Source organism: Parageobacillus caldoxylosilyticus NBRC 107762, from assembly GCF_000632715.1.
Lineage (GTDB): Bacteria > Bacillota > Bacilli > Bacillales > Anoxybacillaceae > Saccharococcus > Saccharococcus caldoxylosilyticus.
Map to the genome: position 1 here is coordinate 15,679 of NZ_BAWO01000025.1, position 20,415 is coordinate 36,093.

The following is a 20,415-nucleotide window of genomic DNA, read 5'->3' on the forward strand; positions in this document are numbered from 1 at the left end:
CTTCGGTTTCCAGTATTCTTATTCAAACCGTTCTACGAACGTCGCTAGCGTGCGCACCATGACCCCGGTCGCACCCGATGGCCCGAGATCATAATCTTTCGCCGCCACCGACGTTCCGGCAATATCGAGATGCACCCATGGTGTATCTTCGGCAAATTCACCGAGGAACGCGCCGCCCATAATCGCATGTCCTTCCCGTCCCGGCGAGTTGTTGAGATCAGCAATTTTGCTGCTGCGCACGCGTTCTTTATCTTTTTCGGTAATCGGCAGGCGCCAAATAAATTCCCCTGTTTCCGCCGACGCTTCAAGCAGCTGCTCAAATAACGCTTCATTGTTTGTCATCGCCCCCGTCGTATGCACGCCAAGCGCGACGATCACGCCACCGGTCAGCGTCGCTACATCGATTAAATAGTTGGCGCCGTGATGCTTCGCATAAGTAATTGCATCGGCTAAAATGAGACGGCCTTCCGCGTCCGTATTTTTCACTTCGATCGTTTTTCCGCTCATCGATGTAATGACGTCATCCGGTTTAAACGCTTCCCCACTGATCATATTGTCGGTAGCTGGGATGACGGCAATAACATTTTGTTCCGGGCGCAGCTCTCCGATAATTTCCATCGCGCCAAGCACCGCGGCGGCACCAGCCATATCGGTTTTCATATCAACCATGCTTTCGCGCGATTTAAGGGAGTAGCCGCCCGTATCAAACGTCACTCCTTTTCCGACAAGTCCGATAACGTTGTCCCATTGTTCTCTCCCTTGATACTTTAAGACAATCATTTTTGGCGGTTTTTTCGATCCTTGATTGACGGCGAGGAGCGCCCCCATTCCGAGCCGTTCCATTTCTTCTTTTTCGAGAATTTCATATTCAAACTCATACTTTTTCGCCAATTCTACCGCGTATCCCGCTAAATCCGCCGCCGTCATCAAATTGCCTGGCGTATTGACAAGCGTGCGCGCCGAATTGGTCGCTTTGCCATATACCGAACCGACAAAGAGACTTGCTTCGATTTCAGCTGCGTCCGCTTCCGTGTAAATCGTTATTGTTTCTATCCGTTTTTCCGGTTCGTTCTTTTTTTGCTTATATCCAGGAAATTCGTAAGTGGCAAGATAATACGCTTCGGAGAGTGCATGAGCTGCTTCGTTTGCATCGATATCGTCCGTTACAAACGTATCCAAAGCGACAGCCGCTTCCGTCCGCTTTGCTTGTTTCAACGTTTTCCACAGCTTGCCAAACGCTTCGCGCAGCCCCTCAAACGTCAATGCATCCTTTTTGCCCAACCCAACAAAATACAGCCGCTTTGCTCCCGCTTGATTCAACGTATGTACATGGGAAATTTGTTTTTTCTTTGCGGAAATGTCTCCTTCTTTGAACAACACAGACAGCTGGCCGCCAAGGCGGCGGTCATATTCGGCAGCAATGCCGTCTAGCGGCTGGTTTTTTTCAAAAACGCCAATCACCAGCGCTTCATGCACCGTATCTAGAGACAGTTGCGATTTCACTGTAAACATCGTCATCTCTCCTTGTTTGTATACATCTTCTCCCTCATTATATCGAAATGTTGCCATTATTTCGATATGCTAAAAAATACTTTTTCCTATGACAAGGAAACCGTAAAGAACATGTGGAATGAAAAAAGAAGGAAAGTCCATAGGTGTGTTGATCACAGAAATGGAAGGGAGAATGAAGATGAGGATAATTTCGATTTGCCCGAGCAACACGGAATTGCTCGCTTACTTGAATATGCTTGATCATTTGATCGCAATCGACAACTGCTCGGACTGGCCGTCCTCGATTGCTCATTTGCCGAAAGTCGGCCCCGACTTGCATATCAATATGGAAAAAGTGGCGGAGCTGAAGCCGGATTTAGTGCTCGCTTCTTTAAGCGTTCCCGGGATGGAAAGAAACGTCGAGGAACTACAAAAACGAAACATTCCCCATCTTGTTTTTGCACCAAATTCGTTGGAAGATATAGCTAATGATTTACTTCGGCTCGGCGAAGCGCTTGGCCGACAAGCCAAAGCAATCGAAGTTGTTCACCGCTACCGTTCTTTCATAGAGCAATACCGTCAACTTGCAGACAGCGTCATACAGCCGGCAAGACTGTATTGGGAATGGTGGCCGAAGCCGATTTTTACTCCCGGCAACGCCAACTGGCTCAGCGAAATAAGCCGGTTGGCGGGAGGAAGCAATATTTTTGCCGACATGCCGCAGGCCAACGTGCAAACGGACTGGAACGAAGTAGTAAAGCGCAATCCTTCGCATATTTGTCTCGTTTGGGTCGGCGTGCAGACAAAGAAAATGAATAAAGAGGCGGTAAAAAAGAGAATAGGGGCAGAAAACGTCGATGCCGTCTGCGCCGACCGCATTTACATACTGGAGGAATCGCTATATTGCCGCCCTTCTCCGCGTCTTTTAGTCGGTCTTAAAAAACTGTCAGCTTTGCTGCATCCATCCGTTTTTCCTGCGGACGACGGGCAAGACCCATTGTTGGCAAAATAAAGGGCGGTGCTTGTCCGCCCTTAGCTTTTCGATTGCAAATATTGCTGCCGAAACACTTGCATCGTTTCATCCTCATTCAGCCGTTTTAACTCTTCTTCCGAAAGCTTTCCATTACCTTTTTTGACAATATACACTTGTATTTTCTTTTTGCCCCAATATTTGTATACATCTTCTACCGTATCATAATATAAGTCAATGCGATTCCCTTTAATCGCTCCGCCTTTGTCCGCGACGACTCCATACCCATATCCAGGAATGAACAAAATCGTACCGATTGGAAAAATATCCAAATCGGCGGCAATCGTCGAATATAAATCCCGCTTTACCCGCACGCCGGAATAGGTAATCCCATATTCCGGATGGTCCGGAGTTTTCCCCGTTGATTCTACACCCGCTGTATATCCCGTCGCAACTACCTCCACGGACGGATATTTCGACCAATCAACCGCTTCTTCTAGACGAAGCGAATGATTCACGATCTGTTCAGACGAAATTTTCGGATTTCTTCGTTTCTCGTAATGCTTCCACTGTTGATCTATCGCAACATACTGTCCGTGATCCCATCTGTCGAAAAAGTGGCGGCCTGTCGGATATAATGACGAATCGCCAGAAAATTTACTTAAAACCGTTTTTGCTTCCACTCCTGAAATCGATTGAAATGTGGTTAGCAACGCTATGATGAACAATAATGTCATTATTATTCTTCTTATTATATTTTTTAAAAGAACCATTTCCTCACTCCTCTCACATTTCTATTTATCTCCAGAAAAAATAGAAATATTCATTGTGAGAAAAGTGAGGAAAAAAAACAGACTTTCACCCTGAGATGAAAGCCGTAAACTCCCTTCCGCTTAACTTCTTTTGAAGTGGGGACTTTGCAGCGAATTACATGTTTTCAGCCTATAAAGAAGCCCTTTACGCTGTCCTTGTTCCGAAGGCGTTCGTTCTACTGTTATTATGGAACATATGCTTGCCGCCATTCATTTCCCGCTTAAAACAAAGCTTCTTATTGTTTTTTGTTAAAACATTTGATATCCCTTCGCTCGTAACGTGCGAATGGCAAATCCCGCGCAAAGCGCACCGATAAATCCGCTGCTTAAAATTAAAATATCAGCCAGAGCGAGCGACAATATTTTATGTTTTAGCGCGGAGAATGAAGCCGCTGGATTTGAAAAATAACTCGTCCATGGAACATCGTCAATAATAAATATAAATACAATCGGGCATAAAATCGCCATAATCCAAGTCATGCGCAATAACATATTCAGCAAAAAGCCAATGCCGAAAAACAATACAAAAAATAAAAGCATGGAAATTAGGACAACCGGCAGACTCATTTGCATCCCTATCTCACCTCCAGTACACCCTTTTTAAGTGTACTGAATCCGCTTAAGGGAGTCAATTTTTAGAAACAGCCTGCTCTTTTTGCACGGCTCCTGTTCCTAAACACCCGTAGCAGGTTTCCGAGCCTCCTAATAGCAGTTGAACATATCCGTGCCCTTCGCAATATGGACATGCTGTTTGTTCTGTATGTTTCATTGTTCATCCCCCATTTTCCTTATCATTTTTTGATAATATATCAAAATTTTCTGCAAAAGAAAAAAGGAGATTTTCTTCATTTATCGCAATGTAAGCGAATACATCACCCGCATGCTTCTTTTTTCTCTATGTTACTTAATATTTTGAATTTTTAAAATATAACCGGTATTTCGTATATCCAAACGGTTCCCCCGGATTTAGACCGTCATGAGGAGGAAAAGAAGAAAACGGCTCCAGCTTTAATAAATAACGCAACAGGCCAGATGTATGCGGGTCTTTCTGCAAGCTTTGCTTGCTTAAAAAGGCAGCGTCGAACAATTCGTCTGTTTGCACCGTAATGCTATGCGAACAGGGACGAAGTAAAAAGATCGCCATATTGTCACTCACTTCATCGCGGATGACGCCGGTGCGCATCCCGAGAAAACCGATGACTTCCGCATCAATGCCTGTTTCTTCCTTGATTTCGCGAACGGCCGCCTCATCGAGCATTTCCCCTTGCTGCACGAACCCTGCCGGCAGCGACCATTTTCCTTTCAATCCTCCATATTTTTTCTTTACTACCAGCCATTCACCCGCTTCATTGACCACCAATCCCGCGGCTGCAATCCATACGTTGCCACGCTTTTCTCCCATCTTTTCTCATCCCTTTTCTATTTGTTGCTTATATTATATTTCTACAGACGTGATGGCATAATCCTTTTTGCCAAAGTTCATTCATTTATGTACTACAAATTTCTATCCATGCAAAAAAGGGCAAACAGTGATGTTTGCCCATGGAATCAAAAGAATTTAAATTTTCCTTTTTTCATAACAAGGGAAGAACCACCAATTAAATAAAGAGCACGGTTGTCGACCATTTTTTTCATGAAGCTTGCTTTTGTTCCCCACATTTTCTTGCCGAATACAACCCCGATTGCATCGTCATGGCCGAGGGAGCAGACAGTTCCTTTAATATCCGGCTTAAACGGCTCCAGTTCTCCTTGTCCGCGAATCAGCGCAGCCAAGTTTTTCGCACATAGCTCGCCTTGTTGAATGGCAATTTGCGCGGTCGGCGGATATGGACGATTTGTTTCTTCATTAATGACGAGAGAACAGTCACCGATAATAAAGATTTCTTCGTGTCCAGGAACGCGCAAAAACGGATCTACCTTCACGCGACCTCGCATCGCTTCAAAACCGGATTCATCGATAACGCGGCTTCCGCGCACACCGGCTGCCCATACAACCGTGCCGGCTTTAATTTCCTCGACGTCATCCCCTTTGGCGACAATAATGCCGTCTGGCGTACATTCTTTAATTGCCGTGCCGATTTTAAATTCAACCCCTTTGCGCTCCAATTGGCTGACTGCATATTCCACCAGTTCCGGATCAAAGCCAGGGAGCGCCGTCGGTGCCGCCTCGACGCAAATAATGCGGACTTTATGCGGGTCGATATCATATTCTCGGCATAGCTGCGGCATGCGGTTGACCAACTCTCCCAAAAATTCAATGCCGGTAAATCCAGCCCCCCCGACGACAATCGTAAGGCGTTCGTCTTTCTTTTCTTCTTCCGCATTATATGTTGCAAACTGATACTCAATATGTTCACGGATTTGTCTTGCTGAATCGACATTGGAAATGGAAAAAGCGTATTCTTTTAACCCTTTAATACCAAATGTTTCAGATTCAAAACCGAGCGCAACCACTAAATAGTCATAAGTAAGTTCTCCGTTTTTCATCAACACTTTCTTTTCATCCGGAAGTATTTTGACAACCGTGTCTTGAATGAAATTGACTTTGCTGCGATTGATGACGTCGCTAATTGGGTAGCGAACACGATCATGATGCAGCGTCCCGGCTGAAGCTTCGTGAAGCCATGTCGTTTCGTAATGATAGTCGTTTTTGTTTACTAATGTAATGTTCGCTTCATTTACCCCGACAAGCTTTTGCAAACGCACCGTTGTCATTAATCCGCCATAACCAGCACCTAAAATAACTACATTTGGTTTTTTCAACTGAATCACTTCCACCCTTTTTAATTTTTTACCGTTTGTTTTTTATAGCTTTTACCGCCGTGTACATTTTTATCGAATAAAGTTTGTGAAATTATTCACGTTATCCGACAAAAAAATGTCGAATAATTGTCAAAAAAAATTAACAACATGTCCAAAAAACATATTAGACCTTTTTTTCAATCTTTTCAAGCGTTTTTTTTATGTTTTTAAAATCACCGTAATAACCAAAGTCTTTTATGGTATGATAGAAATGGTTAATGCCATTTTATTTGTGGGGAGGAATCACCAATTATGAAAGAGGACCAAAAAGTATATGATGTCACTATTATAGGTGGCGGACCGATCGGATTGTTTGCGGCTTTTTACGGCGGATTGCGGCAAATGAGTGTCAAAATTATCGAAAGTTTGCCGCAATTAGGCGGGCAGTTGGCTGCTCTTTATCCTGAAAAATACATATATGATGTCGCTGGATTTCCAAAAATTCGCGCTCAGGAACTAGTGAATCAGTTAAAAGAGCAGATGGAAATGTTCTCACCGACCGTCTGCCTCGAACAATCGGTAGAAACGTTAGAAAAATTGGAAGACGGGACTTTTAAATTAGCGACAAATAAAGAAATACATTACTCCAAAACGGTAATTATTACAGCAGGAAACGGTGCGTTTCAGCCTCGGCGCCTCGAACTAGAAAACGCTGCAAAATATGAGGGGAAAAATTTGCATTACTTTATTAGCGACTTAAATCAATTTCAAGGAAAACGCGTGCTCGTCTGCGGCGGCGGGGATTCGGCGGTTGATTGGTCGCTTATGCTTGAGCCGATCGCGGAAAGTGTTACTATTGTCCATCGCCGCGATAAATTCCGCGCCCATGAACATAGTGTGGAATTATTAATGAAGTCAAAAGTGAATGTCAAAACTCCATTCGTCCCTGTAGAATTAATCGGTGATGAAAATGGCATTCGTCAAGTCGTATTGGAGCATGTAAAAGACGGCACAAAGGAAACAGTCGAGATAGATGCAGTCATTGTCAACTATGGTTTTATCTCTTCGCTTGGACCGATTAAAAATTGGGGACTCGAAATTGAGAAAAACTCGATTAAAGTCAATTCGAAAATGGAAACGAATATTCCTGGTGTTTACGCAGCTGGCGACATTTGCACATATGAGGGCAAAATCAAACTGATCGCTTGCGGCTTCGGCGAAGCACCGATTGCGATCAGCAGCGCTAAAACATATATCGACCCAACGGCAAGAATGCAGCCGGCCCATTCCACTTCGTTGTTCTAGTTTGCCCAGCATGTTCGCGAATGAAAGAGGGCGTCCCAAAAGTGATCGTTTTTGGGACACCCTCTTTTATTTTTGCAAGCATCAATATATCCCGCCAACGCAATAATAAACTTGAGGTGAATAATAGGTGATTGCTCTTGTTATTTCCATTTTCATCTTTAATCTTGCTGCTTTTCTCATGAAAAAGAAATTGCTTCCATATGAATATTACGCTTCCATTTTATTTGGTTTATTGGTTTCAGAAATTGCCGATCGATTTACTGATAAATATAATTGGTATTACTTTTTTGAACCTTATTTCATTGAAGGAAAAACTTTATTAGTGCTTTTTGGAATATATCCCGCTGCTACTATGCTTATCATAAACTGGTATCCTTATCACGGTTCAAAAAAAGCAAAAATTTTCTATTTGCTTTTTTGGTCCATCTTCTCTACCTTTTACGAATGGATAGCGCTGAAGGCAAACTTTTTGCATCACAATACATGGAATTTATGGTATTCTGCCATATTATATCCGTTTCTTTATGGAATGCTCATATGGCACCTCAAATTTATTCGTTGGTTAACATCAAAATCGTGAATGTTGAAATTCGCATAACTCGCTTTTATTCCCCCACCTTCCATTTATCACAGTTATTCTCATCTTTACTTTCTGTCAAAGATATAAAAACTAAAGGTGCAAAAATAATACCTTTAGGAGGCGTTACGATTGATAAAGAAATTGACTGGCTTTTTCGCAACTTCTGCCCTAGTAATGGGACTTGCAGCGTGTAACGCAATGGATACAGACCGTAATGACAATCACGATCATCAAAACATGAATATTTCAGCTTCGTACACATCAATACCAAGTAACCAATATCCTCATACAAGATCGATATTGATCCAAGAAGCAAAGTACAAATTTGTTGAGGTGGACCCTAAACAAGCAGCTGAGTTGCATGCAAGGCTTCAGCAACAATGGAATCAGCAAAGAAGACAATATGCACCATCACCAAATCAAACGCCAACACAACAACAAACTCAACCTGAACAACAGACACCAACTCAGCAACAACAAGCTCAGGTTCCTGCAGGAATCAGTCAATATGCTCAACAAGTAATTGAATTAACGAACAAAGAAAGAGCTCGAGCAGGCCTTCCTGCTTTAAAAGTGGATGCTCAACTAAGTGCTGTAGCTCAGAAGAAATCACAGGATATGCAACAAAACCATTATTTCTCACATACAAGTCCGACTTATGGTTCTCCTTTTGACATGATGAGGGATTTTGGTGTTACTTACAACACAGCTGGTGAAAACATTGCTAAAGGTCAACGTACTCCACAAGAGGTTGTTACAGCTTGGATGAATAGCCCTGGTCACAGAGCAAACATTTTGAATAGACAGTTTACTCACATTGGAGTAGGTTTTGAACAATCTGGAAATGTCTGGACACAAATGTTTATCGGCAAATAATGAATGGATAATTAAAAAGGGAGCCCAAATATTTCGGCTCCCTTTTTTTTGAACCCATATACAATTCTTCCAAACCCTTGATATATCGCCGTTGAACCGTTTAGCACTGTTCCGGCGTGCCCGCATTGGTCGCTGTTCTAAACGATGAACCGCAACCGCAGGTAGCGATGGCATTTGGATTATTAATCGTAAAACCGCCGCCGAGCAACGATTGTTTATAGTCAATGACCGTTCCTTGCAAAATCGGGGCGCTTTCTTTATCAACGAGAATTTTAATGCCATGTTGCTCAAATTCATAATCATCCTCGTGACGCTCGTGGTCAAATCCCATTCCGTACGATAGCCCGCTGCAGCCTCCGCCTTTGACGCCAACGCGAAGGTATGCACCTTCTTCCTCCTGCTCTTTCATCATATCTTTAATTTGAAACGCCGCTGCTTCCGTCAATGTAATAATATCTGTCATTCGTATCCCTCCTTGCTTAATTAATAGTATATCGCTTTTTGGCACGGCCGCTCAAATATTTAATAATAATACACACCCGTACAAATCGTTTCGGCCGGTCCTGTCATCCGTATATTTCCTTCCTCCGTCCACGTAATGATTAAATCTCCTCCCGCCAAATGGACGATCGTTTCTTTATCCCGTGCTGTCTTTCCGTTTAAAACGGAGGCAACGACCGCAGCGCATGCGCCCGTACCGCATGCCTGTGTCACGCCAGAGCCGCGCTCCCACACACGGAAATGGAGCTCATGGTCGTTAATCACTTCCACAAATTCGACATTTACTCCTTCCGGAAAGCGCTTATCTTTTTCAACCATCGGACCGAGCGTCGTTACCGGTGCTGTTGTGATATCATCCACGTAAAAAATAACATGAGGATTTCCCATCGAAACGGCTGTAATTTCATACCGTTGCCCATCGACTTCAAACGGTTCGGCCACTACTTGTTCCGCCTCCGGACCGACCATCGGGATTTGGCTTCGCTTTAAACGCGGTTTTCCCATATCCACGGTCACGCTTGTCACCGCTCCATTTTCTACCGTTACGTCTGCCTTCACGAGTCCGGATAACGTTTCAATAAAAAAGGATGGTTCCTGAACGATTCCATGTTCATAGACATATTTGGCAACGCAGCGCAAGCCGTTGCCGCAATTTTTTCCTTCCGAGCCGTCGCTGTTGAAAATCCGCATCTTTACGGGAGCGATATTCGATGGACAAATAAGAATCATGCCGTCCGCCCCGATTCCTGTATTTACGTTTGATACTTTCACCGCCAGCGATGACAATAACGATTCCGGAATCGTCTCTTCAAACATATTGACATATATATAACTATTACCCAGTCCATGCATTTTCGTAAACGACAATTGATTCATTGCGTCCTCCTCAAAAAATTTTTTTATCTATAAGTATAAAGAAAAAATAAATGGGACACAATGAGAATATCCCCCGTTTTTTCATATACACCTTAAAAGAGGATGTCGCGTGAGACATCCTCTTTTTCTTACCAGCATTTATCGTTAAAACATCGGGTTTTCCTCTAAGTAGCGATAAATGTTTTCCACTAATTGTTCAGGAGTTTCTCCGCTGACAAACTCCCCATTTACTAAAGCGAACAACGTTTCTGCACACCGGGTGCAGTAACTGAGGCAGCTGTACTCGATAATATCCAAATTAGGATCTTTTTCTAATATTTCTAACGCTTTTTGCGATCCGCTTGCCAAATTGCTAATGCAAAATTCAATAATTGGCTTTATCATTGCTTTTCTCACCTTCCTACTGCCTTTCATCGTAGCGATTTTTTCCGCAAACGTCAATTGAAACACTTCATTTGTTTAGGAGACACGATATATTTTTTCTTTTGTCAACGGTTATCATAAAATTGTTGTTATTTTGCCACAATTCCGCTATACTTTTTTATGGCATTTTGCGTTTGAGAAAATCATCAAAGGGGATTTTTACGATGAGACATCTTGTATTGCTTGGCGGAGGATATGGAAACATGCGGATTTTGCACCGTCTCCTCCCAAATTCTTTACCGGAAGATGTTCATATTACCCTCGTCGACCGTGTTCCATATCATTGTTTAAAAACGGAATATTATGCACTCGCAGCAGGCACGATCAGCGACCATCATATTCGTGTCCCGTTTCCGGAGCATCCGCGTCTTACCTACCTTTTCGGCGAAGTCGTGCACATTGATCTCGACAAGCAGAGTGTGCAATTGAAAGACGGAAGCAATATTTCCTATGATGATTTGGTCATTGGATTAGGTTGTGAAGATAAGTACCATGGCGTCCCGGGGGCGGACATGTTCACTCACAGCATTCAATCGATCGAGAAGGCGCGCGCAGCCTATGAAGCGTTAAATAATCTGCCGCCTGGCGCTGTCGTTGGCATTGTCGGGGCCGGATTAAGCGGCGTTGAATTAGCGAGCGAACTAGCGGAAAGCCGACCGGATTTACACATTAAGCTGTTTGACCGTGGCGAACGCATTTTGCCAATGTTTCCGAAACGGCTCAGCGACTATGTGGAAAGCTGGTTTGCCGAACATGATATTGAAATCGTCCGCTGTTCGAACGTGACAAAAGTGGAAGAGCATACGCTGTACAACCACGATCAACCTATTCATTGTGATGTTATCGTTTGGACAGCCGGGATTCAGCCAAATCGCGTGGTCCGCGAACTTCCGGTGGAAAAAGACAAACAAGGGCGCATTATTTTAACGAAACAGCATCATATTCCTGAATATGAAAACGTATACGTTGTTGGCGATTGCGCGAGCTTGCCGCATTCTCCGAGCGCGCAGCTTGCCGAAGCTCAGGCGGAACAAATCGTTCACGTATTGCAAAAGCGCTGGAACGGGGAAGAGCCACCAAGCGAATTCCCGCCGATTAAACTGAAAGGAGTTCTCGGTTCGCTCGGCAAAAAACACGGATTCGGACTGGTTGCCGACCGCCCGATTACCGGCAGGGTGCCTCGGCTGCTAAAATCGGGAGTATTGTGGATGTACAAATACCATAACGGCTATTAATGGAAAAAAGGGATCTTTTCAGCAAAGATCCCTTTTTCCTAGCGATAGCCGTACTTTTCCATTTCCGCATAAATGGCCTTTAGCTTTGGATTTCCTTCCCCGACAATAACGCCTTCAATAACAACAACGGGGTAAAACAAATCTTCTTCAATTACTTTTTGTGCAAATTCTCTTTTCTCTTCATCCTCTTCCGGCGGGTTGAAAATATCGACATATGTCATTGAAAACGGCTGATCTGGATATTTCCGTTTAATCGCCGCTTCCAGCCACTCATATGTTTCTTTCGAAGAAGGCAGCTGCACGCAAGATGGACAAACGATATCCGCACCATATACGCATATTTCTACCTGCCTAAACGTCATATATTTCCACCTTTCATATGATAAAAACAAAATTTATCATTAGATTTTTTTCTTTAGCATGATTATAATAAAATTACAGAAAGGAGTCGATAAAAATGACGGACCAGGAAATTAAAGAACAAGTGCAAGAAGTTTTAGATAAACTCCGTCCGTTTTTACTTCGTGATGGCGGGGACTGCGAATTAATTGACGTCGAAGACGGTGTTGTCAAATTGCGTCTCCTTGGCGCATGCGGAAGCTGCCCAAGCTCCACGATCACATTAAAAGCCGGAATCGAGCGCGCTCTTTTAGAAGAAGTACCAGGCATCGTCGAAGTAGAGCAAGTATTTTAATTCAACAAATAACAGCGGTTTCCCTGAGGAGACCGCTGTTATTTTTCTAGAGCTAGTTTGTATACCCGGCTTCCTTTTTGTTCTACCGTTAATAATTCGACGGAACAATTCGAAAAATGAGGGAGCAGCTTTTCTTTTACATACTTTCCCTTCCCAGGTTCGATAAAGGCTAAAACGGTAGGCCCCGCTCCGCTTAGCGCCACGCCGAACGCCCCGTATTCCAAAGCCAACTCCTGCGCCAATGGCAGCTGTGGAACAAGTTCTTTCCGATACGGCTGATGAAATAAATCGGCGGCCATCATTTTGCCGGCAAGCTCCCAGTTTTTCGTTAATAGCGCCGCAACCAACACGTTGCTGACCGCGCTTGCCTCTACGGCTTCTTCCCGTGCAAGCAGCTGTGGCAGCACACTGCGTGCTTTTTTTGTTTCTAATTCATAGTCTGGAATGACAGCGACCAAGTCCAACTGGATATCGGGAATATGGACGATATCCGTCCCTTGCTTGCGGTGACAGCCGATGACAAGCCCCCCGTATAAAGAAGCGCCGACATTATCGGGATGCCCCTCATAGCAGCTGGCCAGCCGCATTTTTTGCTCGCGCGTCAGCTCCAAGCCAACAAGCGCATCAGCCAGTTCAATTCCGGCGACAACCGCCGCCGCGCTACTGCCCAAACCACGCGTCAACGGAATATTGCTGTATACATCAACCGAACAGTTTGGCAGCGTATATCCATACGTGGCCGCCACTTGCTCTGCCACTTGATAAATTAAATTTTCCGTTCCTGTTGGAATTCCCCTTACTTCCGGAGAGCAGGGGATAAACTTCCATTCCCCTGCGGGCCTGACTTCTAAAGTCAAATAACAAGATACAGCAAGCCCGACGGAATCAAAGCCGGGGCCTAAATTTGCTGTGCTCGCGGGCACGATAATTTTTAACATCTCATCTTCTTTCATGAATGGACAACTCCTTGGAGATGCTCGAACACGATCGTTTCGTCATTTGGGAGTACAACAGGCTCGATTTCCGCTGTTTCCATCGCAATGGCCGGATCTTTTAAACCGTTTCCGGTTAGTACCGCAACAACGGTGCTACCTTTTTCAATTTCATTGCGCTTCCGCTGTTTGATTACTCCCGCAACCGCTGCGCAGGAGGCAGGCTCCGCAAAAATCCCTTCTTTTCTTGCCAGCAGCTTATACGCTGCTAAAATTTCTGCATCGGAAACTTCATCAATTTTTCCTTGCGACTCTGCCGCCGCCTGAACTGCTTTTTCCCAGCTGGCCGGATTGCCGATGCGGATCGCTGTTGCCACCGTTTCCGGATTTTCAATGACTTGATTGCGGACAATCGCTGCCGCTCCTTCGGCCTCAAATCCGCGCATTTGCGGAAGCCCGGTTTGCTTCAGCGCATGATACTCTTTAAATCCTTTCCAATACGCCGTGATATTGCCGGCGTTGCCGACAGGAATCGCCAGCACATCCGGCGCCTTGCCGAGCTGGTCGCAAATTTCAAACGCCGCCGTTTTCTGTCCTTCAATGCGGTATGGGTTAACCGAATTGACAAGGGTGATCGGGGCAATATCGCTAAGACGGCGCACCATTTTCAGCGCTTCATCAAAGTTGCCGTCAATAGCGAAAATCTCGGCGCCATACATGACCGCCTGTGCCAGTTTCCCCATCGCAATTTTGCCATTTGGGATGACGACAATGCAGCGTAATCCTGCTCTTGCCGCATAGGCGGCGGCGGAGGCGGACGTATTGCCTGTCGAAGCGCAAATAATCGTATGGCTGCCGGATTCTTTCGCCTTTGCCACCGCCATTACCATTCCTCGATCCTTGAACGAGCCCGTCGGGTTGGCTCCTTCAACTTTGACGTACAGTTCAATCCCCAGCTCTTCCGATAAACGCGGGAGCGGGATAAGCGGCGTGTTCCCCTCATTTAAAGAAAGCAGCGGTGTATTTTCGTTGATTGGCAAAAATTCACGGTACGCTTGTAACAGTCCTTTCCATGCCATTATTTTCCCTCTCCTTCAACGCGATACGAACTTTTCACTTCCTGAACGATTTCCAAGTCGCGCAATTGCTGTAAAATTTCCTCATAATCTTGCTGCGAGGCGCGGTGCGTCACAATAACAATTTCCGCAAGGTTGTTGTCCTTTAACGGCAACTGCAAAATTTTCTCGAAACTGACGCCACGTTCGGAAAATAGGGTCGTAATTTTGGCAAATGCGCCGACTTGGTCTTTGACGTGAATACGCAAAAAATATTTCGAGAAAATTTCCGCTGGGGATTTTAATTGTTTTTCATATTGCGGAGCAACGGCATAATGTCCATTTACCCCTAAGCGCATGTTTTTCATGACAGCCACTAAGTCAGACACAACCGCCGTCGCTGTCGGCAAGCTTCCCGCTCCCGGTCCGTAAAACATCGTTTCACCGACCGCTTCGCCATATACATAAACAGCATTGTATTCATCATTGACCGAAGCAAGCGGATGAGAGTCCGGAAGCAAGGTCGGCTGGACGCTGACTTCTACTTTGTTTCCATTCCGATGGGCAATGCCGATTAGTTTCATCGTATAGCCGAGGCGCTTTGCGTAATTAAGGTCTTCTTCCGTAATCGATGTAATTCCCTTTACTTGCACGTCTTCTAGATCAATGTTCATCGAAAAGCCAAGCCGCGCCAAAATCGCCATTTTCCGCGCTGCGTCTAATCCTTCGACATCCGCGGTTGGATCCGCTTCTGCATACCCGAGTGCTTGCGCTTCTGCCAGCACGTCTTCATAAGAAGCCCCGTATTTGCACATTTTCGTCAAAATATAGTTCGTTGTTCCGTTGACAATTCCCATCAGCTTCGTGATGTGATCGGAGGCAAGCCCGTCAACAAGACTGCGCAAAATCGGAATGCCCCCGGCAACACTTGCTTCATAGAACAAATCGCAATGGTGTTCCGCCGCTACGGTTAATAACTCTGAGCCATATAGAGCCATTAAATCTTTATTCGCCGTCACGACATGCTTTCCTTGCCGCAGCGCCCGCAGCAAATATTGCCGCGTTTCTTCAATTCCGCCCATCACTTCAATAATGACGTCAATCTCCGGATCATCAATGACGTCTGTTGCGTTTGTGGTCAACATCGCTGGATCGACCTGAACATCCCGCTTTTTATATATATCCCGAACAAGGATTTTTTTGATTTGCACCGGACATCCTACTTGATGCATCAGCCGCTCTTGATGGTTCTCAATAATTTTTACAACCCCGCTTCCAACGGTACCTAATCCTAATAATCCGACTAAGATTGGCTTTTCCATATTCCCCCGCCCTTTCTGTTTTTCAGTAGTAGACATTTGTATTTTTATAGTAGACATTATAAAAGATATTGCTTTTTTTGACAATCGTTAATTTTACTATTTAATATAGAAAATGATTAATATCAAGGAAATTCAGATAATTTTTTTGTAAAAAACAAGCAGCCCTGCTGCCTAGGACCGCATACTCCATTCTTTATTGACAAGCGTTTCAGGCTGGCTTCCAGTTAATATAGCAATAATATTGCGGCAGCATAGCTCCATCATCTTTGTCCGCGTTTCTTTTGTTGCACTCCCAATATGCGGAAGTGCTATCACATTTGGAAGTGCCAGCAATGGATGTGATGCATCAATCGGCTCCTGCTCAAACACATCTAATCCTGCTCCCGCGATTTCTCCACTGACAAGCGCCTCATATAACGCCTGTTCATCGACGACCGCTCCTCTTGCCGCATTGACAAAGATTGCGGACCGCTTCATTTTGCGGAATGCCTCTTTGTTAAACATATGACGTGTTTCATTTGTCAGCGGTGTCAAACAAACAACAAAATCCGCTCTTTCCAACAGCTCCTCAAAAGAACAATATGTAGCTCCAAGCCGCTTTTCCGCTTCGATGTTGCGAGAACGATTGTGATACAACACATTCATATCAAAACCGATGGCTCGTTTGGCAACCGCTTTGCCAATATTACCCATACCGACAATACCAATCGTTTTATGGTGAACATCGACCCCAGCCAGCAGAAACGGACTCCAACTTTTCCACTTTCCCTCTTTGATAAACTGCGCCGCTTCCACCATGCGGCGGGCAGTAGCCAGCAATAATGCAAACGTCAAGTCAGCGGTTGTATCGGTCAATACATCAGGAGTATTGCAAACGGCGATGCCTCGTTTCGTTGCCGCCTGCACATCGATATTGTCAAAGCCGACACCCATGTTCGCCACGACTTTTAGCTGCTTTCCGGCATCCAATATGGCCTCATCCACCATATCTGCCACCATCGTCAACAACGCATCGGCTTTCTTCGCTTCGTTCATTAGGACATCGCGCGGAACGGGCACGTCATCATGCGGCCACGTCGCTACTTCCGCAATTTCTTTCACCGGCGCGATAATCTCCTCCGGCAACTTTCTCGTAATAAACACATACGGCCGCTTCATACCGCCACCTTCCCTCCTCTATGTTTTTTCCTTATCTTAACATAACTTGCTGGCAAAAAAAAATGATGATTTCATTTCTCAACGTGATAACGAATAAGACAGCCATTCTACTTTCGGAAGAGAAAGGTGGCGGCTTGATAAACCGACAATGTCCATAAATGAAGCAAGAAATTGCTCATGCTCGCGTGAACGGGCGATGATGCTCTGCAGCATATGCACATATTGCTGTTTTTCCCGTTCATCGTCTGACATATAATATCCTTCGACACATTCAAAATAATGAAGCGGAAACAGAAGACGAGCGTATACAAGACGCCAGGCAAACGGAGATAAAGGGGTTTGGCGCTCATAATCGCGGAAAAATTGCCTTATCTCGCCGACGGAATGATGCCCCTTTTTGACGTATAAATAACGAACCCATTCCGCTAAATCTCGCGCGCAATGATCGTATACCCAATCGGTAGGCAACTTCTGCTCTTTTCCCTCCACCCATCCAGAATTCGGAATCCGCTCATGGCAAAAAGTGGCGTAATCAATGCCGAACGGCTCCTCATCCAACTCCGTATCGGCAACATATTGAATCGCGTTTTCAGCAAGCGCAAGATAATATGGAAACGATTCAATCAAGAGTCGATCAAACATCGTTTCCATCCCCATGGCTATTTTATTTTTCCAAAATTCCTCCATTTGATCGACTCGTTTTCCCCAAAGTTCTTTCCATTGGCCGATCCGCCGGCAATGAACGAGCGGAAGCGGACATGTGCGGCCACGTTGATGAAATTTTGCTAACTCCCGCCCAACGGAAATATTTCTTGCATACGGCAGAAGCGGTGTACGAACAATAACAATGGGTTGTTCATTCCTATAAGCAACGAGCTTACCTGATTTCGTTTGCACAAATGATGCGACCGTCATATCCCCTTTGGATATTAAATAATTGCTCATTTTTTGCAGTTCCTCAAGCTCCGCTTCGCTGCGCCCGTAGACAGGGATAACGGTATAATACTGATGTTTATAGAGAAACGTGTAATACCGACCGTTTTTTTTCATCCGCTCTGCTTCGATATCATATTCCTGGCGAATCCATGATTCCATTGCTGTTCCCTCCTTTTAACAGTAATATATGAGGAGTTTTGCCAAAAAATCTGCATTTCTTCATCACGAGCATCTATGTTTACAGAAGCGACACATTTATGTCATCATAAACATATATAATAAGAAAACAATTCCTTGAAGAAATAGGTGACGCTCATGAAGGAACCAATTATGAACAATCTTGAACAAACCGCTCGCCAATGGCTGGAAGAGCGAGGGGTGACCATCAAAGATATTGCCGAACTTGTATATTACCTACAATCGAAGTACCATCCTGATTTGAAACTGGAAGAATGTATTGAAAACGTAAACCGTGTCATTTCGAAACGCGAAGTGCAAAACGCGATCCTAACCGGCATTCAGCTTGATAAATTAGCGGAAGAGGGCAAATTAGACGAACCGCTGCAGTCCATTATTCATCGCGATGAAGGGCTCTACGGGGTGGACGAAATTTTAGCGCTGTCGATCGTTAACGTGTACGGATCGATTGGCCTTACGAACTATGGATACATTGATAAACAAAAGCCAGGCATTTTGCAATACTTAAATGATAAATCAACCGGAAAATGCAATACGTTTTTAGATGATATCGTCGGCGCCATTGCGGCCGCTGCTTCAAGCCGCTTAGCGCACCGGGCTGCGAATACGGAATAAACATGGCTTTATAGCAAAAAAGCCGCCGCTCTTTCGCGGAAGAGCGGCGGCTCTTTTAGCATTTTTCCCGAGAAGTCTCCCTTCCTCTAAACGGAGTGAAGGAGGGAGAGGTTCATATGCGGTCCATCCATTCCCGTAATGAATCGGCAGTATAAGTCGGCTGTTTTTCATATTGTTGCAGCAGCTCTTTTGTCGTTACCCCGGTATGGACAAGCAGCGTATCGATTCCGGCGTTCATCCCCGCCATAATATCGGTATCGTAATAATCACCGATCATCAGTGTTTCCTCTCTTGGAACTCCTAACACTTTTAACGCCTGTTCCATAATCACTTTCTCCGGTTTGCCAATAAAAATCGGCTGTACTTGTGTGGATACCGCGACAACGGCTGTAAGTGCGCCATTACCCGGCAGCAACCCCCGCTCGGTCGGAATGGCGATATCAGCATTGGTTGAAATAAATGTCGCCCCGTTGCGCACGGCTAAACAGGCAATTGCCAGTTTTTCATATGTAATGCTGCGGTCAATTCCCATCACCACAAAGTCCGCGTCTTCTTTCGCGAACGTGAATCCTTTTTCCTCGAGCGCGGTGCGGATTCCTTCTTCCCCAATGACATAAACGGAAGCATCTGGCTTTCTTTCAAAAATATAATTAGCGGTTGCCTGGCTGGTCGTAAATACATGTTCTGCTGCCGCCGGAACGCCGAATGACTGCAATTTCTCCGCTACTTGCGCCGGCGTGCGCGACGAGTTATTGGTCACAAACAAATACGGAATGCCTTTCCGGTGCAATTCCTTTACAAAGTCGCGGGCTTCCGCAATGCATTCGGTTCCGCGGTACATCGTTCCGTCCAAATCGATTAAATAACCGTTATACTTTTTCAACGTTTTCACCCCTTTTTCATCTTGCACATATACCCAACTTTATAAAAACAAGCGAAAAATGTCAAAAAGTAAACACGCTTCAGCAAACTACAGAAGCGTGCTTACGATACGATGAAAATGCTGTGGCTTAATTGCGAAACGCCGACACCGGACCGAGCTCGTTTTCTAAATACGTGCGCACGGCTATTGGATACGCTTGAAGAACCGCAAAATATTTTTGCATATCTTCCCGCAATTTCTTATGATCGACGTTCGTATAATGGTGCACCAGCATTTTCCGATGGGCAATGATCGCTTTTAATGCTTTGGCATCCTCTTCTGTTATTACCTTTTCGTCCGTTAAAATATCGATAATATCTTCGTAACTGCCCGGATCTCTCATAATAAATCCGTCAATCATGGCATTTCCGACATCTAAAATGGCCTCAATCACTAAATGGGCAATCCGCTCTAAAGCAAGCCGGGATAATTCGTCATCCCACTCCGCTTTTTCCTTATAAATATGCAGCATTTTTTCCATATAACGTAATGTTTCCTCGATTTTATTACGATCGACAAAATACATCGCAGTTTCCTCCCATATAGTTCTTTTTTTATTGTACCATAATCAACAGGACATTTCCCCTATTGTCTGCTATGATAAAAATAACTTCAATTCTGATTTGGGGTATAAGCAGTTTGTTAAACATCTATAAAAATGTATCAAATCATATAAATATCTCCTGTTATTGGCCGTGAAGAGGCGGATGTTCTCTATCTTTTCCATCGTCTCCTGTCTGAGGATAAAAAATCATCTCCCCTTTCCTCATGG

The 20,415-nt window shown here is 44.7% G+C and carries 24 protein-coding genes; 7 read left to right on the top strand and 17 right to left on the bottom strand.

The genetic code is table 11. From position 1 onward, the window contains the following. Positions 1-18: 18 nt before the first annotated feature. Positions 19-1,512 (bottom strand): leucyl aminopeptidase, encoded by a 1,494-nt coding sequence (locus GCA01S_RS08260; protein ID WP_042408972.1) that lies wholly within the window; start codon positions 1,510-1,512, stop codon positions 19-21. A gap of 178 nt (positions 1,513-1,690) precedes the next feature. Between GCA01S_RS08260 and GCA01S_RS08265 the strand changes: the two genes are divergently transcribed. After that, a complete protein-coding gene (locus tag GCA01S_RS08265; RefSeq protein ID WP_026078435.1) occupies positions 1,691-2,503 on the top strand; it encodes a cobalamin-binding protein in 813 nt (270 codons plus the stop codon). Between the two features lie 20 nt (positions 2,504-2,523). Here the strand turns inward: GCA01S_RS08265 and GCA01S_RS08270 are convergent, their stop codons facing one another. The 5 genes from GCA01S_RS08270 to GCA01S_RS08290 all read right to left on the bottom strand — a co-directional run bounded on the left by GCA01S_RS08270 (position 2,524) and on the right by GCA01S_RS08290 (position 6,045). Further along, complete coding sequence (locus GCA01S_RS08270) at positions 2,524-3,234, bottom strand: 3D domain-containing protein (protein ID WP_042408974.1); 711 nt, start codon at positions 3,232-3,234, stop codon at positions 2,524-2,526. 288 nt (positions 3,235-3,522) lie between these two features. Then, positions 3,523-3,846 carry a YuiB family protein gene (locus GCA01S_RS08275; protein WP_017434814.1) on the bottom strand — a complete coding sequence of 108 codons (324 nt, stop codon included), beginning with the start codon at positions 3,844-3,846 and terminating at the stop codon, positions 3,523-3,525. 55 nt (positions 3,847-3,901) lie between these two features. After that, the gene (locus GCA01S_RS20365; RefSeq protein ID WP_017434813.1) at positions 3,902-4,042 is read right to left on the bottom strand and encodes a YuiA family protein; all 141 of its coding nucleotides are present in this window, start codon (positions 4,040-4,042) and stop codon (positions 3,902-3,904) included. A gap of 135 nt (positions 4,043-4,177) precedes the next feature. Further along, positions 4,178-4,675: an NUDIX domain-containing protein gene (locus tag GCA01S_RS08285; protein WP_042408978.1), complete on the bottom strand. Its 498-nt coding sequence runs from the start codon at positions 4,673-4,675 to the stop codon at positions 4,178-4,180. A gap of 146 nt (positions 4,676-4,821) precedes the next feature. Further along, the gene (locus tag GCA01S_RS08290) at positions 4,822-6,045 is read right to left on the bottom strand and encodes an NAD(P)/FAD-dependent oxidoreductase (RefSeq protein WP_026078433.1); all 1,224 of its coding nucleotides are present in this window, start codon (positions 6,043-6,045) and stop codon (positions 4,822-4,824) included. A 282-nt stretch (positions 6,046-6,327) separates the two neighbouring features. On the opposite strand from GCA01S_RS08290, the gene GCA01S_RS08295 reads away from it, so the two are divergent. From GCA01S_RS08295 to GCA01S_RS08305, 3 genes are all read left to right on the top strand, one after another. Next, the gene (locus tag GCA01S_RS08295; protein WP_042408982.1) at positions 6,328-7,320 is read left to right on the top strand and encodes an NAD(P)/FAD-dependent oxidoreductase; all 993 of its coding nucleotides are present in this window, start codon (positions 6,328-6,330) and stop codon (positions 7,318-7,320) included. 178 nt (positions 7,321-7,498) lie between these two features. Continuing rightward, positions 7,499-7,900, top strand: coding sequence for a CBO0543 family protein (locus GCA01S_RS21240; protein ID WP_081804181.1), 402 nt, complete (start codon positions 7,499-7,501; stop codon positions 7,898-7,900). 129 nt (positions 7,901-8,029) lie between these two features. Continuing rightward, complete coding sequence (locus tag GCA01S_RS08305; RefSeq protein WP_042408988.1) at positions 8,030-8,776, top strand: CAP domain-containing protein; 747 nt, start codon at positions 8,030-8,032, stop codon at positions 8,774-8,776. A 100-nt stretch (positions 8,777-8,876) separates the two neighbouring features. On the opposite strand, the gene erpA is transcribed toward GCA01S_RS08305, so the two are convergent. The 3 genes from erpA to GCA01S_RS08320 form a co-directional block, all read right to left on the bottom strand. Next, positions 8,877-9,239, bottom strand: coding sequence for an iron-sulfur cluster insertion protein ErpA (erpA, locus tag GCA01S_RS08310; protein WP_017434808.1), 363 nt, complete (start codon positions 9,237-9,239; stop codon positions 8,877-8,879). Positions 9,240-9,298: 59 nt separating this feature from the next. Then, a complete protein-coding gene (dapF, locus tag GCA01S_RS08315; RefSeq protein ID WP_017434807.1) occupies positions 9,299-10,153 on the bottom strand; it encodes a diaminopimelate epimerase in 855 nt (284 codons plus the stop codon). 144 nt (positions 10,154-10,297) lie between these two features. Continuing rightward, positions 10,298-10,537 carry a YuzB family protein gene (locus GCA01S_RS08320; protein ID WP_017434806.1) on the bottom strand — a complete coding sequence of 80 codons (240 nt, stop codon included), beginning with the start codon at positions 10,535-10,537 and terminating at the stop codon, positions 10,298-10,300. A 203-nt stretch (positions 10,538-10,740) separates the two neighbouring features. On the opposite strand from GCA01S_RS08320, the gene GCA01S_RS08325 reads away from it, so the two are divergent. Next, on the top strand, positions 10,741-11,811 hold the full coding sequence (locus tag GCA01S_RS08325) for an NAD(P)/FAD-dependent oxidoreductase (RefSeq protein ID WP_017434805.1): 1,071 nt from the start codon (positions 10,741-10,743) through the stop codon (positions 11,809-11,811). A 38-nt stretch (positions 11,812-11,849) separates the two neighbouring features. Here GCA01S_RS08325 and GCA01S_RS08330 read toward each other — a convergent pair whose 3' ends face one another. After that, a complete protein-coding gene (locus GCA01S_RS08330) occupies positions 11,850-12,173 on the bottom strand; it encodes a YuzD family protein (protein ID WP_017434804.1) in 324 nt (107 codons plus the stop codon). 95 nt (positions 12,174-12,268) lie between these two features. Here GCA01S_RS08330 and GCA01S_RS08335 point away from each other — a divergent pair, with 95 nt between their 5' ends. Further along, positions 12,269-12,505, top strand: a complete 237-nt coding sequence (locus tag GCA01S_RS08335) for a NifU family protein (RefSeq protein WP_017434803.1) — start codon at positions 12,269-12,271, stop codon at positions 12,503-12,505. Positions 12,506-12,543: 38 nt separating this feature from the next. Here GCA01S_RS08335 and thrB read toward each other — a convergent pair whose 3' ends face one another. From thrB to yutH, 5 genes are all read right to left on the bottom strand, one after another. After that, the gene (gene thrB, locus GCA01S_RS08340) at positions 12,544-13,458 is read right to left on the bottom strand and encodes a homoserine kinase (protein ID WP_042408990.1); all 915 of its coding nucleotides are present in this window, start codon (positions 13,456-13,458) and stop codon (positions 12,544-12,546) included. Continuing rightward, positions 13,455-14,516 carry a threonine synthase gene (gene thrC, locus GCA01S_RS08345; RefSeq protein WP_017434801.1) on the bottom strand — a complete coding sequence of 354 codons (1,062 nt, stop codon included), beginning with the start codon at positions 14,514-14,516 and terminating at the stop codon, positions 13,455-13,457. Before thrC ends, thrB begins: the two co-directional genes overlap by 4 nt. Further along, a complete protein-coding gene (locus tag GCA01S_RS08350; RefSeq protein WP_017434800.1) occupies positions 14,516-15,814 on the bottom strand; it encodes a homoserine dehydrogenase in 1,299 nt (432 codons plus the stop codon). The genes thrC and GCA01S_RS08350 overlap by 1 nt, the downstream gene beginning before the upstream one ends. 171 nt (positions 15,815-15,985) lie before the next feature. After that, a complete protein-coding gene (locus GCA01S_RS08355) occupies positions 15,986-16,972 on the bottom strand; it encodes a 2-hydroxyacid dehydrogenase (protein WP_017434799.1) in 987 nt (328 codons plus the stop codon). 78 nt (positions 16,973-17,050) lie between these two features. Further along, complete coding sequence (yutH, locus tag GCA01S_RS08360) at positions 17,051-18,067, bottom strand: spore coat putative kinase YutH (RefSeq protein WP_042408994.1); 1,017 nt, start codon at positions 18,065-18,067, stop codon at positions 17,051-17,053. A 156-nt stretch (positions 18,068-18,223) separates the two neighbouring features. Here yutH and GCA01S_RS08365 point away from each other — a divergent pair, with 156 nt between their 5' ends. Then, complete coding sequence (locus GCA01S_RS08365; RefSeq protein ID WP_017434797.1) at positions 18,224-18,721, top strand: phosphatidylglycerophosphatase A family protein; 498 nt, start codon at positions 18,224-18,226, stop codon at positions 18,719-18,721. Positions 18,722-18,833: 112 nt separating this feature from the next. On the opposite strand, the gene GCA01S_RS08370 is transcribed toward GCA01S_RS08365, so the two are convergent. Beyond that, positions 18,834-19,604 (bottom strand): TIGR01457 family HAD-type hydrolase, encoded by a 771-nt coding sequence (locus GCA01S_RS08370; RefSeq protein WP_026078431.1) that lies wholly within the window; start codon positions 19,602-19,604, stop codon positions 18,834-18,836. A 127-nt stretch (positions 19,605-19,731) separates the two neighbouring features. After that, positions 19,732-20,169: a DUF86 domain-containing protein gene (locus GCA01S_RS08375; protein ID WP_042408997.1), complete on the bottom strand. Its 438-nt coding sequence runs from the start codon at positions 20,167-20,169 to the stop codon at positions 19,732-19,734. Positions 20,170-20,415 lie beyond the last annotated feature (246 nt).

What these genes read in the sequence shown, in the direction of transcription:
- GCA01S_RS08330 (WP_017434804.1), bottom strand. Translation starts at nt 12,173, where the DNA reads ATGACGTTTAGGCAGGTAGAAATATGCGTATATGGTGCGGATATCGTT.
- yutH (WP_042408994.1), bottom strand. Translation starts at nt 18,067, where the DNA reads ATGGAATCATGGATTCGCCAGGAATATGATATCGAAGCAGAGCGGATG.
- GCA01S_RS08275 (WP_017434814.1), bottom strand. Translation starts at nt 3,846, where the DNA reads ATGCAAATGAGTCTGCCGGTTGTCCTAATTTCCATGCTTTTATTTTTT.
- erpA (WP_017434808.1), bottom strand. Translation starts at nt 9,239, where the DNA reads ATGACAGATATTATTACATTGACGGAAGCAGCGGCGTTTCAAATTAAA.
- thrC (WP_017434801.1), bottom strand. Translation starts at nt 14,516, where the DNA reads ATGGCATGGAAAGGACTGTTACAAGCGTACCGTGAATTTTTGCCAATC.
- GCA01S_RS08265 (WP_026078435.1), top strand. Translation starts at nt 1,691, where the DNA reads ATGAGGATAATTTCGATTTGCCCGAGCAACACGGAATTGCTCGCTTAC.
- GCA01S_RS08335 (WP_017434803.1), top strand. Translation starts at nt 12,269, where the DNA reads ATGACGGACCAGGAAATTAAAGAACAAGTGCAAGAAGTTTTAGATAAA.
- GCA01S_RS08365 (WP_017434797.1), top strand. Translation starts at nt 18,224, where the DNA reads ATGAAGGAACCAATTATGAACAATCTTGAACAAACCGCTCGCCAATGG.
- GCA01S_RS08260 (WP_042408972.1), bottom strand. Translation starts at nt 1,512, where the DNA reads ATGTTTACAGTGAAATCGCAACTGTCTCTAGATACGGTGCATGAAGCG.
- GCA01S_RS20365 (WP_017434813.1), bottom strand. Translation starts at nt 4,042, where the DNA reads ATGAAACATACAGAACAAACAGCATGTCCATATTGCGAAGGGCACGGA.
- GCA01S_RS08375 (WP_042408997.1), bottom strand. Translation starts at nt 20,169, where the DNA reads ATGTATTTTGTCGATCGTAATAAAATCGAGGAAACATTACGTTATATG.
- thrB (WP_042408990.1), bottom strand. Translation starts at nt 13,458, where the DNA reads ATGAAAGAAGATGAGATGTTAAAAATTATCGTGCCCGCGAGCACAGCA.
- GCA01S_RS08270 (WP_042408974.1), bottom strand. Translation starts at nt 3,234, where the DNA reads ATGGTTCTTTTAAAAAATATAATAAGAAGAATAATAATGACATTATTG.
- GCA01S_RS08295 (WP_042408982.1), top strand. Translation starts at nt 6,328, where the DNA reads ATGAAAGAGGACCAAAAAGTATATGATGTCACTATTATAGGTGGCGGA.
- GCA01S_RS08285 (WP_042408978.1), bottom strand. Translation starts at nt 4,675, where the DNA reads ATGGGAGAAAAGCGTGGCAACGTATGGATTGCAGCCGCGGGATTGGTG.
- GCA01S_RS08350 (WP_017434800.1), bottom strand. Translation starts at nt 15,814, where the DNA reads ATGGAAAAGCCAATCTTAGTCGGATTATTAGGATTAGGTACCGTTGGA.
- GCA01S_RS08355 (WP_017434799.1), bottom strand. Translation starts at nt 16,972, where the DNA reads ATGAAGCGGCCGTATGTGTTTATTACGAGAAAGTTGCCGGAGGAGATT.
- GCA01S_RS21240 (WP_081804181.1), top strand. Translation starts at nt 7,499, where the DNA reads ATGAAAAAGAAATTGCTTCCATATGAATATTACGCTTCCATTTTATTT.
- GCA01S_RS08320 (WP_017434806.1), bottom strand. Translation starts at nt 10,537, where the DNA reads ATGATAAAGCCAATTATTGAATTTTGCATTAGCAATTTGGCAAGCGGA.
- dapF (WP_017434807.1), bottom strand. Translation starts at nt 10,153, where the DNA reads ATGAATCAATTGTCGTTTACGAAAATGCATGGACTGGGTAATAGTTAT.
- GCA01S_RS08325 (WP_017434805.1), top strand. Translation starts at nt 10,741, where the DNA reads ATGAGACATCTTGTATTGCTTGGCGGAGGATATGGAAACATGCGGATT.